The 16,350-nt window shown below is 69.4% G+C and carries 14 protein-coding genes; 1 reads left to right on the top strand and 13 read right to left on the bottom strand.

Annotated elements, in window-relative coordinates:
* Positions 1 to 43: 43 nt before the first annotated feature.
* From LRX75_RS10910 to LRX75_RS10850, 13 genes are all read right to left on the bottom strand, one after another.
* The gene (locus LRX75_RS10910) at positions 44 to 1,558 is read right to left on the bottom strand and encodes an aldehyde dehydrogenase family protein (RefSeq protein ID WP_231814274.1); all 1,515 of its coding nucleotides are present in this window, start codon (positions 1,556 to 1,558) and stop codon (positions 44 to 46) included.
* Positions 1,555 to 2,052, bottom strand: a complete 498-nt coding sequence (locus LRX75_RS10905) for a (2Fe-2S)-binding protein (RefSeq protein ID WP_231814272.1) — start codon at positions 2,050 to 2,052, stop codon at positions 1,555 to 1,557. Before LRX75_RS10905 ends, LRX75_RS10910 begins: the two co-directional genes overlap by 4 nt.
* Positions 2,049 to 5,231, bottom strand: coding sequence for a molybdopterin cofactor-binding domain-containing protein (locus LRX75_RS10900; RefSeq protein ID WP_231814270.1), 3,183 nt, complete (start codon positions 5,229 to 5,231; stop codon positions 2,049 to 2,051). Before LRX75_RS10900 ends, LRX75_RS10905 begins: the two co-directional genes overlap by 4 nt.
* A gap of 2 nt (positions 5,232 to 5,233) precedes the next feature.
* Complete coding sequence (locus LRX75_RS10895) at positions 5,234 to 6,088, bottom strand: aromatic ring-hydroxylating dioxygenase subunit alpha (RefSeq protein WP_231814268.1); 855 nt, start codon at positions 6,086 to 6,088, stop codon at positions 5,234 to 5,236.
* A gap of 37 nt (positions 6,089 to 6,125) precedes the next feature.
* Entirely contained in the window at positions 6,126 to 7,511 is a 1,386-nt protein-coding gene (locus tag LRX75_RS10890) for an amidohydrolase family protein (RefSeq protein ID WP_231814266.1), read from the bottom strand.
* A 41-nt stretch (positions 7,512 to 7,552) separates the two neighbouring features.
* A complete protein-coding gene (locus LRX75_RS10885; protein ID WP_231814264.1) occupies positions 7,553 to 9,118 on the bottom strand; it encodes a GMC family oxidoreductase in 1,566 nt (521 codons plus the stop codon).
* Between the two features lie 3 nt (positions 9,119 to 9,121).
* Positions 9,122 to 9,730: a thiamine pyrophosphate-dependent enzyme gene (locus tag LRX75_RS10880; protein ID WP_113152504.1), complete on the bottom strand. Its 609-nt coding sequence runs from the start codon at positions 9,728 to 9,730 to the stop codon at positions 9,122 to 9,124.
* Positions 9,727 to 10,227 (bottom strand): thiamine pyrophosphate-binding protein, encoded by a 501-nt coding sequence (locus LRX75_RS10875; RefSeq protein WP_231814262.1) that lies wholly within the window; start codon positions 10,225 to 10,227, stop codon positions 9,727 to 9,729. The genes LRX75_RS10880 and LRX75_RS10875 overlap by 4 nt, the downstream gene beginning before the upstream one ends.
* 93 nt (positions 10,228 to 10,320) lie before the next feature.
* Positions 10,321 to 11,259 (bottom strand): LysR family transcriptional regulator, encoded by a 939-nt coding sequence (locus tag LRX75_RS10870; RefSeq protein ID WP_231814260.1) that lies wholly within the window; start codon positions 11,257 to 11,259, stop codon positions 10,321 to 10,323.
* Positions 11,259 to 13,058 (bottom strand): adenine deaminase C-terminal domain-containing protein, encoded by a 1,800-nt coding sequence (locus tag LRX75_RS10865; RefSeq protein ID WP_231814258.1) that lies wholly within the window; start codon positions 13,056 to 13,058, stop codon positions 11,259 to 11,261. The genes LRX75_RS10870 and LRX75_RS10865 overlap by 1 nt, the downstream gene beginning before the upstream one ends.
* Positions 13,059 to 13,117: 59 nt before the next feature.
* On the bottom strand, positions 13,118 to 13,750 hold the full coding sequence (locus LRX75_RS10860) for a glutathione S-transferase family protein (RefSeq protein ID WP_231814256.1): 633 nt from the start codon (positions 13,748 to 13,750) through the stop codon (positions 13,118 to 13,120).
* Positions 13,750 to 14,403 carry a Rieske (2Fe-2S) protein gene (locus tag LRX75_RS10855; protein WP_231814254.1) on the bottom strand — a complete coding sequence of 218 codons (654 nt, stop codon included), beginning with the start codon at positions 14,401 to 14,403 and terminating at the stop codon, positions 13,750 to 13,752. Before LRX75_RS10855 ends, LRX75_RS10860 begins: the two co-directional genes overlap by 1 nt.
* A 21-nt stretch (positions 14,404 to 14,424) precedes the next feature.
* Positions 14,425 to 14,664 (bottom strand): hypothetical protein, encoded by a 240-nt coding sequence (locus LRX75_RS10850; protein ID WP_231814252.1) that lies wholly within the window; start codon positions 14,662 to 14,664, stop codon positions 14,425 to 14,427.
* Between the two features lie 436 nt (positions 14,665 to 15,100).
* On the opposite strand from LRX75_RS10850, the gene LRX75_RS10845 reads away from it, so the two are divergent.
* Positions 15,101 to 16,222, top strand: a complete 1,122-nt coding sequence (locus tag LRX75_RS10845; protein WP_231814250.1) for a BMP family ABC transporter substrate-binding protein — start codon at positions 15,101 to 15,103, stop codon at positions 16,220 to 16,222.
* Positions 16,223 to 16,350 lie beyond the last annotated feature (128 nt).

The raw sequence follows: 16,350 nt of genomic DNA, 5'->3' as shown, positions 1-16,350 counted from the left end.
TCGGGCATGGACATCGAACGAAGAGCGCGCAGGCACCGTGGCGTCACACCACGGCGCACACCGTCTTCGTCTCCAGATAGTTCTCCAGTCCCGGCGCGCCGTTTTCGTAGCCCCAGCCGGATTGCTTGTAGCCGCCCTTGGGCAGTTCGGGCGAGAAATAGGAATGGCAGTTGATCCAGACCGTGCCGGCGCGGATGGCGGCCGACAGGCGGTGGGCAGCGCTGAGCTCAGCGGTCCAGACGCTGGCGGCAAGGCCGTAGGGCGAATCATTTGCGAAGGCGAGCGCCTCGCTCGCCTCGTCGAAGGGCGTGACGGCCACGACGGGGCCGAAGATCTCCTCGCGCATCAAGGCCATGTCCGCGCGCGCGCCGGTGACGACGGTCGGGGTGTAGAAGGTCTGCTGCTCGCCGTCCTGCACCCCGCCCGCGACGATCTCCGCCCCTTCGGACACGCCGGTGCGGACATACTGCGCCACCCGGTCGGCCTGTTTGCGGTTCACCAGCGGGCCGAGATCGGTCTCAGGGTCGAGGCCGTGGCCGAGGCGCAGCCGGCCCGCCTCGCGCGCCAGCCCCTCGACCAGCCGGTCGTAGACGGAGCGGTGGGCATAGACGCGCGAACCGGCGACGCAGACCTGCCCGGCATTGGCAAAGATGCCGCGGGCGATGCCGGGGACGGCCAGAGCCATGTCGGCGTCCGCCAGCACGATGGCCGGCGACTTGCCGCCGAGTTCGAGCGTCAGCTTCTTCAGATTGCCGCGCGCGGCGCCCACGATCAGCTTGCCGACTTCGGTCGATCCGGTGAAGGCCACCTTGTCGACGTCCGGATGGGCGGCGAGTGCGGCACCCGCGACCTCCCCGGAGCCGGTGACGATGTTGACGACGCCGGCCGGCAATCCCGCCTCGATCATCAGTTCGCCGAGGCGAAGGGCGGTGAGCGAGGTTTCCTCGGCCGGCTTCAGCACCACGGTGCAGCCGGCGGCAAGGGCCGGCGCCAGCTTCATCGCAGCCATCAGCAGCGGCGAATTCCACGGCGTGATCGCCGCCACCACGCCGATCGGCTCGCGCGTCGTATAGGCGAAGATCGTCTTGCCCGGCGGCTGATAGGCGATCGAGGTGGGAATGGTGGTGCCGAGGATCTTGGTGGCGAAGCCCGCGAAATAGCGGAACTGTTCGGCCGCGGCCGGGATCTCGCCGAAGCGCCCGGTCTTCAGCGATTTGCCCTGGTCGAGCGTCTCGAGCTCCGCCAGCGCATCCGCCTGCGCCTCGATCCGGTCGGCGATCCGCCAGAGCAGTCTTGCGCGGGCCGACGGCGTCATGCCGCGCCAGACGTCGCTTTCAAAGGCGACGCGCGCGGCCGCGACGGCTGCATCCACGTCCGCGGCCTTCGCGTCGCCAAGCTCCGCCAGAGGCGCGCCGGTCGCCGGATCGTGGGTCGAGAACGTCGCGCCGCCGGCCGCCTCCACCCAGGCGCCGCCGATCAGCAGGCGCTTGCGCGGCACCGCCAGAAAGGCCTGTGCGCCTGCGGTCTCGGGCTTGAAGGGGCGAAGGATGAGGGTCATGGGGGGGCTCCGGTCTCGCCGGCCGCGCCGGCACGCAGGCGGTTGGCGGCGGAAAGCGCGCCGCGCAGGATGGAATGATAGCCGGTGCAGCGACAGAGATTGCCCTCCAGCGCTGACAGAATCTCCGCCTCCCCGGCCCGCCGGTCGGCGAGAAACAGCGCGGTCAGCGCCATCACGATGCCGGGGGCGCAATAGCCGCACTGGAAGGCGTTTTCCGCGATCAGCGCCGCCTTGACGATGCGGCCCGTCTCGAAGGCGTCGAGCCCTTCCGGCGAGACGATCTCGGCGCCCTCGATCTGCCAGGCCATGACGAGGCAGGCATTGACGGCCTCGCCGTTCATCATCACCGTGCAGGCGCCGCAACGCCCGATGCCGCAGGCGACCTTGCTGGCCGTGCGCAGACACTGCTCGCGCAGGATCTCCGACAGCCGCGTCTCGGCCGGCACGGCGACCGACAGCGCTTCGCCATCGAGGCGGAAGGCGACGGCGCTCATGGGCGTGCTCCGATCGCATCCAGCAGTGTTTCCGGGCAGAAGGGCAGGCTCAGCGGCGTGTGGCCGATGGCCCGGCCGACGGCGTTGGCGATCGCCGGGGTGATGGCGCCGATCCCGAGTTCGCCGGCGCCGCGCGGGCCGAGGCCGTCGCCGTCGTCCAGCCCTTCCAGCGCGAAGACCGACAGGCGGCGCGCCGTATCGCGGATGCCGGGCAGCATGTAGGTGTCGAGATTGGCGGTCAGATAGGCGCCGTCCGCCATCCGCGCGTTCTCGGTCAGGGTGAAGCCCAGGCCCTGGATCGCCCCGCCCTCCATCTGCCCGAGATAGGCGGCGACGTCGAGAACGGGGCCTGCGGCCGTGTGCTGGTGGATGTCGAGGACGCGGACCATGCCCGTGACCCGGCTCACCGCCACGCGCACGATGCAGGCGCCGAAGGCGAAGATGTAGCGGGCATTGCCGGCCGTGTGGTCCGTCTTGGGAAAGTCGAAGGCGACCGTGACGCAGGGCCGGGCGTCGGGGGCGAGCGCCTCGGCGAGGTCGCGAAAGCGCAGGAGCAGTCGGCCGCTGTTGCTGCGCCGGTCGGCGACGCCGCCGGGGGCGAGTTTCAGCCCGTCGGCAGGCCGGCCGAGCAGGCCTGCGGCGGCTTGCCTCAGCCGGGCGGAAAAGTCCGGTCCCGCCAGCCGCGCCGCGCGCCAGACGACATGGCCACCGCGCGAGGCGCTGGTCGAGCCGGAATCCGGGGCGAGCGCCGTGTCGCCGGTGACAGGCAGGATGTCGCCGCGGCCGCAGCCGAGTTCGTCCGACACCGCCGCCTGGATGGAGGCGAGCAGCCCCTGCCCCATCTCGTCCAGCCCGTAGGCCGCCTCGATCCGCCCGTCGGCGCGCAGGCGCAGGCGCCCGCCGGCCGGATCGGGCACCAGCGAGCCGAGCCCGTTGCCCTGATAGTTCAGCGCCATGCCCGTGCCGATCATCTCCTCGCCATCGTCGCCGCCGCCGTCGTCCCCGCGCCCAAGCCCGTCCCAGAGCGGGCTGGCGGCTGCGGCCTCCAGCATGTCCGAAAGCCGCTCCGACGGGGCGACCGTCTGTCCGAGAAAGCCGGGCGACGCTGGCGCCCGCAGGTTGCGCCGGCGGATCGCTACCGGCGTCAGGCCGCAGAGGTCCGCCAGCACATCCATCTGGCATTCGATCGCATAGGTCATCTGGTTGGCGCCGAAGCCGCGAAAGGCGCCGCAGACGCCGTTATTGGTATAGGCCAGCCGCCCGCGCGTCGAAACATGGGGGATCACATAGGGGCCGGCCACATGCTCGAGCGCGGTTTCCAGCACGCCGGGGCCGAGCGAGGCATAGGCGCCGGCATCGGCGATCAGGTCCACCTCCTGCGCGATCAGGCGCCCGGCGGCGTCGCAGGCGGTGCGCATGCGGATGACCATCGGATGGCGCTTGATGCCGGCGACGACCGACTCGGCCCGCGACAGCTGCAGGCGCACCGGCCGGCCGGACGTGATCGCCAGCAAGGCCAGCGCCGGCTGCACCGTCAGCTCGTCCTTGCCGCCGAAGGCGCCGCCGGTCGGGCTGGTGACGACGCGGATCGTGTCTTCCCCGCGCCCGAGAATGCGTGCCAGCTGCAGCCGGTCGCGCGCGCCGTGCTGGCCGCCCACGAAGACGGCGAGCGTTCCGTCCGGCTCGACGCGCGCAAAGCCGCCTTCCGTTTCCAGGAAGCCGTGCATCTGGCGCGCGGTCTCGTAGCGCCGCTCGACGGCATGCGCCGCCCCTGCAAAGCCTGCCGCGACATCCCCGCGCGAGAAATGCAGGATCCGCTGCAGGTTGCCGCCCGCATGGATCGCCGGGGCTGTGTCCGACAGGGCCTGTTCCGGGTCCGTCACGATGGGCAAGTCTTCATAGTCCACCCGGATCAGGGCCAGCGCCGCCTCGGCCGTCGCCGCATCCACGGCCGCGACGGCGGCCACGGGATCGCCGGCATGGCGCACCCTGTCGAAGCAGAAGGCCGGCTGATCCTGCACCACGATGCCGAACGCGTTCTCGCCGCCGATGTCGCGATGCGTGACGACCGCCGCGACGCCCGGTAGCGCCGCGGCGGCGCGTGTATCGATCGACAGGATGCGCGCATGCGGGCGACCGGCCCTCAGAATCCGTCCGACCAGCATGCCGGCCTCCCGCCGGTCGGTGAGGTAGGACAGGGTTCCGGAAACCTTGGGTGCCATATCGGGCCGGACGTGCCAGCGGGACGCCTGCTCGGTGCGCGACAGGCGGATCTCCGGGGGCGTGGCCGGCGTCTCCGCCGGCGACGATCGCCCGGGCGGCGGCGCGGCCGGGCGGGACCCTCCGGCCTCCTGCAGGCCCCGCACCAGCGCATTGGCCGCGACCATGCGCCGGTAGCGCGCCGACCGGAACGCATCGTCCGGCGCGTCGATGGCGGCGATCAGCGCCGTGCGCAGCGCCGGCCAGTCCACCCCGGCGACATCCTGCCCCACGAGCTGCCGCTCGATCGCAGACAGCCTGCACGGCACGACGAGACCGCCGCCGACCGCAAGGCGCGCCAAAACGATGGTGCCGTCCCGGCATTCAAGACGGCCGGCAATGCCGATGACGCTGGGGGTGAAGGCGGCGCGCAGGCCGATCTTGCGCTGCGTCCAGCGGCTCTGCGGATCCGGTACCGGCACCGGAACCGGCAGATGCACCGCCTCCAGCACCTCCATCGGGTCGGCCGGGCGGGCGAGCCAGTCGGACAGGGCTTCGAGACAGCGCCCGTCCCGGCCCGTCATCTCCAGCACCGCGTCCAGCGCCAGCAGCGCCGGCAGAAGGCAGCCGGTGCGGCCGGCGATATTGCCGCCGAGCGTGGCGAGGTTGCGCACCGCAGGCCCGGCCACGCTGCGGGCGGCGGCCTGCAGCAGCGGCAGGTGTTGCGCCACGCGCGCGCTGGCGACGAGACGGGCAAGCGGCGTCAGCGCCCCGATCCGCAGGCCCGCCGCGTCGTCCGTGATGCCCTTGAGGCCGGGAATGCGGCCGAGATCGATCAGCCGTGAAGGCCTGGGCAGGCCGCGCGCCCAGTCCAGCTGCAGCGCCGTGCCGCCGGCGACGAGACGCGCGTCGCCCTGCAGCAGATCGCGCGCCTCCCGGACGCTGGCCGGGTGCAGGACGTCGAACGACAGGGCGGCCATCGTCAGCCCGCCCCTGCAATGGTGCCGAAGCGCAGGCCCTTTTCCTTCAGCCAGCGGCGATAGGCGATGGAGGAGGAATCGGCGCGGGTCGGAATTTCTCGCCGGGGCTCCATCGGCAGGAGCAGCGGGCGCTGGTTCTCCACGATGATGCGATCCTGCAGGAAGATCACCTGTTCGAAATGCAGGAGCGAGGTCCGGGTGGAGGCGGTGTCCACCAGATACATGACCGGCTGGGCCCGGCAGAGATCTTCCTCGATCGGCTGGATGAACAGCGCGATGGCGTCGAGCCGGTCGGGCGCCGTCGGACAGACGCGGTAGAGCATGACCACGAAGGGCATCGGCACCCGGTAGGTCAGCTGCACGAAGGCGCCGTCGCTTTCGGTGGCGGCGATGCGCGGCTGGAAGAAGGTGCAGTTGGTCGCCCAGACCTCGTCCACGTCGCGGCGGATCTCGCTGAGATAGCCCGGCACCTCCGTGTGCGGCTCGGACCCCAGAATGTCGGCATGGACGAAGGGGAAATGCGCCATGTCGAGAAAATTCTCCACCACCCGCAGGCCGGAGGCGCGCATCGTCACCCAGCCGCAGGGCACGAACCGGCGATCGATCTCCAGCGCCTGCGCAATGTCGAAAATGTCCCGGCGCGGGGTGCCGAGCGTCGTCCACACGCAACCGTATTTCTCCCGCACCGGCAGCGGCGGGCCGGCAGGCGCCTCGCGCACGATGATGCCCGCCGGCCCGCGCGACACGAGGATGTCCTGCCCGAGCAGGCGGGTGGAGACGGGCCCAGGGCCGATGTCCGCCGCGGTTTCGACCGCATACCATTCGTCGAGCGCTGCCCTGTCGGTGGTCTTCGTCACGGTCTCGCTCCCTTGTCGTTGCCGGCCTTCGGAGGGCTCAGTGCCCCGCCTTCGTCCACTGCGCCGTGCCGTCTCGGTTGTCCGCGAGCCAGGCCGCCCGGCGGGCGAAATGGGGCGAGGCGAGGCGGTGGATGTCGGCGAGGATGCGGTCGAGGTCGGCGGTCTTCAACACCCCGTCCTCGGCCAGGATCTGCCCGTCCACCATGGTCATCCGCACGTCGCCGCCGCGCACGGCATGGACCAGATTGTGCTGCAGGTTGAAATAGGGACCCGCGGAGAACACCGGCGTCATGCGCGGCGTGTCGGTGCGCACCGCGATCAGGTCGGCCCGCTTGCCGGCTTCCAGCGATCCGATCTCGTGATCGAGGCCGATCGCCCGCGCGCCGGTGATCGTCGCCAGGCGCAGCACGTCCCAGCTGTCCATGGCAGCGGCGTCGAGGTCCTTCAGCTTGCCGAGAAGGGAGGTCACCTTCATCTCCTCGAACATGTCGAAATTGTTGTTCTCCTTCTCGCCGTCCGTGCCGATGCCGACCGGCACGCCGGCGGCGAGCATATCGGCCACCCGCGCGATGCCGCTGGCCAGCTTCATGTTGCTCACCGGATTGTGGGCGACGGAGACGGCATGGTTCGCGATCAGGTCGATTTCTGACGCATCGAGCCAGACGCCATGGGCGATCATGGTGCGCGGCGCCTCGAAGAAGCCGAGGTCGCGGAGCGCGAACATCGGGCGCTTGCCGTACCGCCGGTCGAATTCGGCCAGCTCGATCTGCGCCTCGCTGCAATGGGTGTGGAAGCCGGTATCGTAGCGTCTGGCAAGGTCGATGGCGCGCCGTTGGCCGGCCTCGTCGGCATAGAACAGATGCTCCAGACCGACCCAGACATGGATGCGGCCGCCGGCCTTGCGGTGCCATGTCTGCAGCAGGGCCTCGTTCATGTCGAGCGTGTCAAAATAGTCGTAATCGGGGTGCTCGCCGACATAGGGCACGGCCACCAGGCGGTTGCCGACCACCTCCGCCGCGCGCGCACTGCCCTCCATGAAGCGCCACATGTCGACCACCGTCGTCGTGCCGCCGAGCACGGATTCCGCGTAACACAGGAAGGAGGCGGCCTCGGCTTCCTCCGGGCGCAGCACGCGGTGCATGGGGTTGACGTGCAGGGTCAGCCAGTCCCAGACCGGCAGATGCTCGGCCGTGCCGCGCAGGAACCCGGAATGGGCATGCGCATTGACGAGGCCCGGCATCAGCAGGCAGTTCGTCATCCGCTTGACCGGCACCTGCGGGTTGACAGCTGTCAACTCGTCGAGCGGCCCGACCTCCAGAATGCGGCCGTCGCCGACCAGCACGGCGCCGCCGGCGATCACGCTGTTTGCGGCATCCATGGTCAGGAGCGTATCGCCGGCGATGATCTGCGTGTGCGTTGCCATTCTCTGTCCCGTTCCGGTTGAAGCTCTGTCGGTCATGGATGTCACGCCGCCTGCAGGAGAAAATCGGCCGCGCGCTCGCCGATCATGGTGACCGGCGCATGGGTGTTGCAGGTGGGAATGATGGGGATCACCGAGGCGTCGGCGATGGTCAGGCCCTCGACGCCGCGCACCCGCAGGCGGGCGTCCGTCACCGCCATCTCGCCCGTGCCCATCGCGCAGGTGCCGCAGACATGGAAGAAGGTCGAGCAGGCATTGCGGATATAGGCGACGATCTCGCGGCGCGAGAGCCGGCGGCCGGGCGCGAGATGGCCGCCGAACCAGTCGGCATAGGCGCGGGTCTCGACGAGGTCCATCACCGTTTCCACGGAGACGACCAGCGCGTCGAGATCGGCCTGTTCGGCAAGATAATTCGGCTGGATCTCCATCCGTCCGCCGGGTGCGGCGTCGAGCAAGCGCAGATGACCGATGCTTTTCGATCGCATCAGGCCGCAGCCGATGGAGAAGACGTCGCCGGAGAGATCGTGAAGCTCGCGGATCCGCGTCTCCGCGCCATTGCCCTGGATCGGAAAGGCGTGAAGGTCGGCCTGCGGCAGGGCGGCCGAGGATTTCCAGTTGATCATGGTGCCGCCGCCATTGCCGACGACCGGCCCCAGCGGTCGCCTCGCCCGGAACACGCAGGACTGGACCAGCGGATGATCCTGCAGATTGCGCCCGACGCCGGGCAGCGCGGCGCGCACATCCACGCCGAGCCGGGAGAGCTCCGCGGGATCGCCGATGCCCGATTGCATGAGGAGGCGCGGCGTGTCGATGGCACCGAGCGCCAGCACGACCTGGCTCGTGGCGCGCGTCTCGCGCAGCTGGCCTTCCACCCGGTGGTGAACGCCGGTGCAGCGACCGTGCGCGACGGCGAGACGGACGGCGAGCGCGCCGGTCAGCACCGTCAGGCGCGGATGGGCGAGGATCGGCCGGAGATAGCCCGTCGCCGAACTGCAGCGCTTCCCGCCCGAGATGTTGAAATTGGCGATCGCCGCCCCTTCGTTGTCAGGCCCGTTCGGATCGTCGATGACGGGAATGCCGCGCTCCGCCGCAGCGCCGAGCAGGGCGCCGGCGACCGGATGGACGGGCGCGCCGCGTTCGATGCGCAGCGGGCCGCCGGCACCGCGCAGCGCCGTCTCGCCGTCCTCCCAGTCCTCCGCGCGCTTGAAGAAGGGCAGCACCTCGGCGAAGGACCAGCCCGCGCATCCCGCCTCTGCCCAGGCGTCGTAGTCCATCGGGTGGCCGCGATACCACATCATGGCGTTGATCGCCGACGAGCCGCCCAGCACCTTGCCGCGCGGAATGCCGATCGTGCGGCCGTTCACCCGGTCCGTCGGCGTGTAGTCGTAGCCCCAGTCGTAGGCGCCCCGCCCGAGCGGCACCCAGGCGGCGGGATCGTCCAGCGCCGCGACGTCGAGACCGGCCGGGCCGGCCTCGATCAGGAGCACGGTCGCGTCCGACCCCTCGACCAGCCGGCGCGCCACCGCGCAGCCGCCCGACCCCGCGCCGACGACGATATAGTCGTAGGCCGGGGCCAGCGGGCGGACGGGCAGGACGGTCGGGGGCGCCATGGTCTAGTTGTGCTCGCTCGGCCCCATGATGACCACGCTCTCGCTGGCCTCCACATGGCGCACGAAGATGTACTTGTCCTCCCGACCGTCGCTGTGCTTGCGCCGGATGTCCGGCTGCACGCTGCCGGCCACCTTGGCGACGACCAGATAGGGCACGTCGGCGGACAGGCCGGCCTGGCAATGGGCGTCGAATTCCTCCACCGTCCGGGCGGTGAACGCGTGGTCCACGCCGCAGCCGCGCGCGATGGCGGCGATGTCGACGCGGCCGAAGGCGGTGTGGGTCGGGGGGCCGCCGATCGACTGGTAGCACTCGTTGTCCCAGACGACGACGAAGAGGTTCTTCGGCTGCTCGTTGCCGAGCGTCGCGAGAATGCCGAGATTGAACATCATGCCGCCATCGGTATCGAGCGAGACGACGCGTCGGTGCGGCAGGCCGGCTGCGAGCCCGAAGGCCTGCGGCGTGACGCAGCCGAGCTGCTGCTGGAAGAGGCTCGCCGTGCGCATGTGCGGGGCGGCATTGTACCATTCGTCGACGCTTGCGCCGAGCGACAGGATCACCAGCTCGTCCTTCAGCCGGGCGGCCAGCGCCGTCATGCAGTCGAAACGCTTCATCGCACGATCTCCCCGCCCAGCGCGATCGCCGAATGATAATAGCCGGCATAGGACCAGTTGTAGGCGTCCACGATCGCCCGCTCGATGGCGTCCTCCTCGCGCACCACGCGATAGGGAATGCGCAGCGCGTCGAGCACCGGCTCCATGGTGATGCCGTGGGGGATCGCCCACCAGTTGTTCTCGCCCAGCTCGCCGCGATAGCTCATGAGCATCACGACCGGAATGCCGGCGCCGAGACCCATGCGGGCCAGCGGCTCGACGGCGGCGCGCAGGCCGGAATTCTCCATCACCAGCGCGGCGCGCTTGCCCGACAGGAAGACCCCGCCGCAGATGGCCGCGCCCTCGCCCTCGTTGGTCACGCGGATGGCGCGGATGTCGGGATCGGCGTCGAGCGCCGGATAGAGTTCCTTGAACAGCGAGTCCGGCAGGTAGCAGACGATGCTGACGCCCGCTCTCTTCAATCCCCGGATCACCGCGTCGACGGCCGATGACTTCATGATGCATCCTTTCGAGGCGGACAGGGTGGCAAGAACGCGGTGTTCCGAACAGTCCATGATTTCGTGACAAAGCGGTGCGCTCTGCGCAACACCTCAGGCCGCCTCCCCGGTGGCGTCGCGCAGGCGGTCGAGATGGCCGCCGAGCACGCGGCCGAGCGCGGCGGAGGCCGGCGACATTTCCTTTTCGGTGCGCGACAGCAGCATGAGCTTGCGCAGCGCGAGCTTGGGATCGCGCAGCGGCACGAAGCCCAGCGTGCCCTCGGCGATATCCTGCTCGATGCCGACGCGGGTCTGGAGCGCGAGCCCGAGATCGCGCTTGGCAAGATCCGTCATCAGCGCGATGGAATTGGTGCGGGCGCGCTGGTTCAACTCGGCGAAGGTGCGCCCGAAGGCCTCCTCCACCCAGGCGCCCAGCGTCAGGCTCGCATCCGACAGGATGACGCGTTCGCCCGCGAGGTCCGACATGCGCAGGTCGGCCTTGCCGGCCAGCCGGTGGTCGGGCCGGATCACCACGCCGAGCGGCAGCGACACCATGCCGATGCGCCGCACGTTGCGCGGCACGCGGATGTCGAAGACGAGGCCGAGATCGCACTCGCCCTCCCCCACCGCGGTCGCCACCTGCTGGGAGCTCATCACCCGCACATCGACGGCGATGCCGGGATGCGACCGCCAGAAGGCCTCGAGCGCTTCCGGCATCAGCCCGCGCGACACGCTTTCGATGATCGCCACCGACACCGTGCCCCGGTGCAGGCCATGCAGCGCGTTGATCTCGTTGCAGGCGCGGTCGAGCTCGGAAAAGCTCTGGCGGGCGTGATAGAGCATCAGCTCGCCGGCGCTCGTCAGCTTCAGCCGCTGGCGCACCCGCTCGAACAGCGGCAGGCCGAGATCGTCCTCCAGCTGTTTGATGATGCGGCTGACCGAGGAAGGCGCGACATTGAGAAGCTGGGCGGCCTGCCGCATCGAGCCCAGCCGCGCCACCAGCTGGAAATAGTGGATGCGGATGGCGACGAGGCCGAGCCGGTAGGGGTCCATCAGGCCGGCTCGAACAGCGGCTGCAGCGCCATCTGCGGCACCAGCACATTGCCCTTGTCGGTGATGCGGATTTCGGGGATGACTGACAGCGGAATGAGGTTGAACCCCATATAGGGAATGGTGCAGCCGGCCTTGTCCCATTCGATCTTCAGCCGTTTTACCGCGTCGGCCACCACATGCACGCGCTTGTCGGAGAGGAGCCCCGCGACCGGCAGTTCCACCATGGCCGTCACCACGCCGTCCATGACGACGCAGACGCCACCCTGCACCGCCGCGATCGCCTCCAGCGCCACCTGCATGTCGGCCTCGCTGGCACCGGCGACGATGATGTTGTGGCTGTCATGGCCGACCGAGGAGGCGACGGCGCCGCGCTTGAGGCTGAAATTGCCGAGCAGGCCATGGCCGACATTGCCGTCGGATTTGCCGTGCCGCTCGACCACGGCGACGAAGCAGAGGCCGTGGCGGTCGAAATGGGTCTGCCAGTCGTTGGCGGGCTCGAGCACGACAGGCACATGACCGAGCATGATGCCGGGCAGCTCGGTGCGGATCGTGTGGGCGATCACCGTTTCGGTCGGCAGATCGGGCGTGAGCTTCAGTCCTTTGGGCAGTTTCACGGTGCTATAGGCGGCGTCCGGATAGCGGTAGGGACGGGACAGGGTCTCCTCCAGCACGGGGGTGATCGTCCGCTGGTCGACCACCAGTTCGCCGCCATACCAGGTGCTGATCGGGGCGAGGTCGTCGCTCAGAAGCACGAGATCGGCGCGGCGCCCGCCGCCCAGGCCGCCGATCTCGCCCTCCATGCCGAAGCGGGTGGCGCCGTGCAGCGAGCCCATCGACCAGGCCTGTTCGGGCGTCATGCCGGCCTTCACCGCCTCGCGCACCACCCAGTCGAGCCCGAAGAACAGGAGGTCGTCGGCATCGCGGTCGTCGGTGCAGACGGCGACGCGCTTGTGAGACGCGCCAAGCTCGGTGATCGTGCGGATCGCATGCGGCAGGGAATGCCAGGCGGTCGTCGGCGGCCCACCGCGCAGGAACAGCCAGATCCCGGCCTCCAGCAGGTCGTCGGCGATCTCCCGGTCGATGGCCTCATGCGTGTCGGTGACGCCGGAGGCGGCGTAGGCGGCGACGAATTCGCGGCCATAGACATGGCCGGAGACCGGCCGGCCGCGCGAGAGCGCCGCGGCGAGGATGGCATGGGCGCGCTCGTCGCCCATGGCGACGGGCACGAAATCCATCTTCTCGCCGAGCGCCACGGCTTCCGGCCATGCATCGAACAGCGCCGCGATCTTGCCCGGCGTCAGGTCGCCGCCGGCGGTTTCAAGTTCCGGCGAGGTGGCGGGAACCGTGCTCGGAACGGTGAGGAAGATCGACAGCGGCGCATGGCGCGCATCCTCCAGCATCGCCTCCACCCCCGCCACGTCCATGACATTGCCGATCTCGTGGCTGTCGCAGAAGATCGTCGTCGTGCCGTTGAGAAGCGCGGCCTCGGCATAGGCGCAGGCGGTGACCATGCTGGATTCGATATGGATATGCGGATCGACCAGCCCCGGCGCGAGAATGCCGCCGCGCGCATCGTAGCGCGCCGCCCCGCCCCTGTGGCTTCCGGCGGGCTTGACGGCGGCGATGCGCCCGCCCGAGATCCAGATCTCCCGCGCCGGCAGGATCCGTTCGGAATAGGTGGAGAGCACCCGCGCATCGCCGATGACGAGATCGGGATCGCGGCGCCCGGAGGCGACGTCGGCCAGCCGGCGCGTCATGGTGGAAAGCGGCTGGACGGAAAAGCGGGTGAGCGGCGGCATGGCGATCTCCGGGGACGGGTTGGGGGAGCGTGACGGGTCGGCCGGTCGTTTCGAACCTTCTAGTGGTAGTCCGGGATGCCCGGCATCGTGATGAAGCCGTCGAGCGCGCGGACGCGGCGGATCCAGCGGCGCAAGGCGGGGAAGGCGTCGTGATCGATGCCGTAGTCGCGGCTGAGCGCGAAGGCGGGGAAGAGGGCGATATCGGCGAGCGTCGCCCCGTCGCCGCAGAACCACTCCTGCCCGTCGAAATGCCGCATCGTCATATGGTCGTCCATGATGCGAAACGCCGCCCGGGCCCGGGCGCGCAGCGCGTCCGCATCGCCGGGGGCGGCGAACATCGCGGCGAGCCGCGCCTGAAGCGCCGGTGCGAGCGCCGTTTCGGAAAAGCCGAGCCAAGTGACGACCGGGCCGAAGGCGGCCGGCGCCTCCGGCAGGAACCGGCCCGCCGGATCGTAGGCCTGGGCCAGATACATCAGGATCGCCGCCGTGCCGTGCAGAACGAGACCGTCCTGCACGAGAACCGGCAGCGTGCCCTGCGGATTGAGCGCCAGCATGGCCGGCTTCACATGCTCCTGCCCGGGAAACATATCGACGGCGACGGTCTCATAGTCGCATCGCAGCATGGACAGCAGCAGGCGCACCCGATAGCTCGCCTCGTCCAGCTCGTACTGATAGAGTGTCGGCTGCGCCATCAGGCTACCTCGCTTGCGGTTTCCAGCCGGACGCGCAGGGCTTGCGCCCAGCGCGCATGATGCTTCTGCCGTGCGACCGGGCCGGGCGCCGCGTCGAGAAGGACGAGATGCAGGCAGCTGCGCGCGGGCGCCACCGTCTGCACGGCCGCCAGCAGCCGGTCGCCGTCGCGCGTGATCACCGACACGGGGCCTTCTCCGGCGCCTTCCAGCCCCAGTTCCGCCCGGACGGCTGCGGCCGGACAGTCGATCGCGATGCTGCGCACCGGGGCAAAGGCGGTATCCGCCCCGACATCCGGCAGAAGCGCCTCCGCAGCGGCGGTCGCCCAGAGAATGCCGTAGCGTTCGGCGACCCGGTAGAGCGGCACCTTGATGGTCTGGGGCACGTCGAGGTTCGGATGGGCCGGAATGTAGCGACACTGGCCGGCGGCATCGTACTGCCAGCCGTGATAGAGGCAGGCGATGTGGTCGCCGCGCACGAAGCCGAAGGACAGGCGCATGCCGCGATGCGGGCAGCGGTCCTCCCAGACATGCGCCGTGCCGCCGGTGTCGCGCCACACGACGATCTCGCTGCCGGCGACGACGGCGCCCGCCGAGGTTCCCGCCTCGATCGACGCCGACAGGGCGACCGGCACCCACCCCTCTTCCAGTCTCATGTCCCGCTCCCGCTCATGCGCTCAACTCCGTTCCACATCGAGGACGATGCAATCCTCCGGCCCGAGGCTGCAGGCCATTTCGAAGGCATCGACGAGGTCGTCCTGACCGCGCACGCGAAAGGTGGCCGCCTCCGCATCGCAGGCGCCGACATCGATCTCGATATCCAGCCGCCGGGCGCGGTGCAGCGCGAATTCGGTGAAGCTTACGCACACCATCCGTCCGCGAAACGTGAACCGCGCCGCAGCGCTCCTGTCCGACATCGGCGTCCTGTCTCCTGCATCCCGGCGCTGGCACATCCCGACCGCTACAAACCGCAAGCCTGCGCCCCAAAAGTCACCAGACTGCATAAAAAAATTGCACGTCTTTCTTTTGGGCATTCTAGGCACTTTTCACCGCGCACATCAAGCCACCCGGTCTGATCCGGTGTTGCCTTTTACACATCGTCATGGCGGAAAATTTTTCGAAATACCGAACAACCCCTGCCGCGCGACGCGCCGTTGCCGGTGCGGAAAGGCTTTGCGGCACGGCGCGACGGCGCGCGGTTGCGTCAGGTCAGCGCCGTTCCCGCGAAATTGTTCGGGCCGGCCGTCCGATGGCGGGCGCGGGCGCCGCAAGCTGCGCCAACTGGCACGGCAGTTGCTTGAAACAAGGTCAAGGGCGCGACGTCGCTCGGGAGAACGACCTGAAGGGGATGCCATGATCGACCTGCGTACACTTTCCCGCCGCGGCTTCTTGAACATGAGCGCGGTGGGTGCGGCCTCGCTGATGCTGCCGGCGGGCCTTGCCCGCCAGGCACTGGCCGCGACCCCGCTTCCGGCGATCGCCGAGGAGGATGCCGTGATCGGCTTCGGCCATGTCGGCCCCATTTCCGACGAGGGCTGGACCTGGTCGCACCATCAGGGCCTGCTGGCCGTCAAGGAGGCCTATCCGAAGCTCAAGAAGATCCTCGAGGTCGAAAACATTCCCTATTCCGCCGATGCGACGCGCACCTACCGGCAGTTCGTCTCGGAAGGCGCCAACCTGATCTTCGACACCTCGTCGAACGGCGACTTCCTGCACGAGGTCGTCAAGCGCGCGACCGACGTCGCCTTCCTGGAGTGCAACGGCCATATCACCATGGACAATCTGGGCTGGTACTACCTCGCCCACTGGTATCCGACCTATGTTCTGGGCGTGGCCGCCGGCCACCTGTCGAAGACCGGCAAGCTCGGCTATGTCGCATCCTTCCCCGTGGCCTCCGTCTATGCCTCCACCAATGCCTTCCTGATGGGGGCGCGCACCGTCAATCCGCAGGCCACCCTGCAGACCATCGTCATCAATTCCTGGTTCGATCCGCAGGCCGCGACCCAGGCCGGCACGGCGCTGATCGACAATGGCTGCGACTTCCTGTTCGGCATCATGGACGAGGCCGGCTATCTGCAGGTCGCCGAGAAACGCGGCGTCTGGGCGGCCATGTGGAACACCGACATCCGCCGCTACGGCCCCAATTCCTACGTCTCCTCCGTCATCATCGACTTCAAAAAATTCTATGTCGATCAGGTCGCCAAGCGCCTGGCCGGCACCTGGACGCCGAGCGAGACGCTGCTGGCCATGGGCGCCGGCGTCGATCGCGACGCCTGGGGCGAAAAGGTGCCGGCCGATGTCGGCAAGGCCGCCGACGCCGTGCGCGACAAGATCATCGCCGGCTGGTCGCCGTTCGAGGGCGAGATCAAGGATGCCACCGGCACGGTCCGCGTCGCCGCCGGGCAGAAGATGAGCGAACTCGACCTCTACAACTGGGACTGGTCCGTCGAGGGCGTGTCGGGGCTGACGTCTTAAGGAGCCTCCCCCCGGGGATTGCACCCCCGGGCCGGCATCGCCGGACGAAAACCCGCCCCCGCGCGTCCCGACAGGGGATGCCGGGGCGGGGCGAAGCCCGGCCCTGCCCTCCACGCCTGACCCGACCT

Origin of the sequence: Rhizobium quercicola (assembly GCF_021168455.1) — a bacterium.
Classification (GTDB): Bacteria; Pseudomonadota; Alphaproteobacteria; order Rhizobiales; family Rhizobiaceae; genus Ferranicluibacter; species Ferranicluibacter quercicola.
The sequence above is the reverse complement of the archived record's forward strand: the minus strand, read 5'-3'. Positions and strand labels throughout refer to the sequence as shown.

Coding starts and splice junctions, on each gene's coding strand:
- LRX75_RS10910 (WP_231814274.1), bottom strand. CDS start 1,558: ATGACCCTCATCCTTCGCCCCTTCAAGCCCGAGACCGCAGGCGCACAG.
- LRX75_RS10905 (WP_231814272.1), bottom strand. CDS start 2,052: ATGAGCGCCGTCGCCTTCCGCCTCGATGGCGAAGCGCTGTCGGTCGCC.
- LRX75_RS10900 (WP_231814270.1), bottom strand. CDS start 5,231: ATGGCCGCCCTGTCGTTCGACGTCCTGCACCCGGCCAGCGTCCGGGAG.
- LRX75_RS10890 (WP_231814266.1), bottom strand. CDS start 7,511: ATGGCAACGCACACGCAGATCATCGCCGGCGATACGCTCCTGACCATG.
- LRX75_RS10885 (WP_231814264.1), bottom strand. CDS start 9,118: ATGGCGCCCCCGACCGTCCTGCCCGTCCGCCCGCTGGCCCCGGCCTAC.
- LRX75_RS10880 (WP_113152504.1), bottom strand. CDS start 9,730: ATGAAGCGTTTCGACTGCATGACGGCGCTGGCCGCCCGGCTGAAGGAC.
- LRX75_RS10875 (WP_231814262.1), bottom strand. CDS start 10,227: ATGAAGTCATCGGCCGTCGACGCGGTGATCCGGGGATTGAAGAGAGCG.
- LRX75_RS10870 (WP_231814260.1), bottom strand. CDS start 11,259: ATGGACCCCTACCGGCTCGGCCTCGTCGCCATCCGCATCCACTATTTC.
- LRX75_RS10865 (WP_231814258.1), bottom strand. CDS start 13,058: ATGCCGCCGCTCACCCGCTTTTCCGTCCAGCCGCTTTCCACCATGACG.
- LRX75_RS10860 (WP_231814256.1), bottom strand. CDS start 13,750: ATGGCGCAGCCGACACTCTATCAGTACGAGCTGGACGAGGCGAGCTAT.
- LRX75_RS10855 (WP_231814254.1), bottom strand. CDS start 14,403: ATGAGACTGGAAGAGGGGTGGGTGCCGGTCGCCCTGTCGGCGTCGATC.
- LRX75_RS10850 (WP_231814252.1), bottom strand. CDS start 14,664: ATGTCGGACAGGAGCGCTGCGGCGCGGTTCACGTTTCGCGGACGGATG.
- LRX75_RS10845 (WP_231814250.1), top strand. CDS start 15,101: ATGATCGACCTGCGTACACTTTCCCGCCGCGGCTTCTTGAACATGAGC.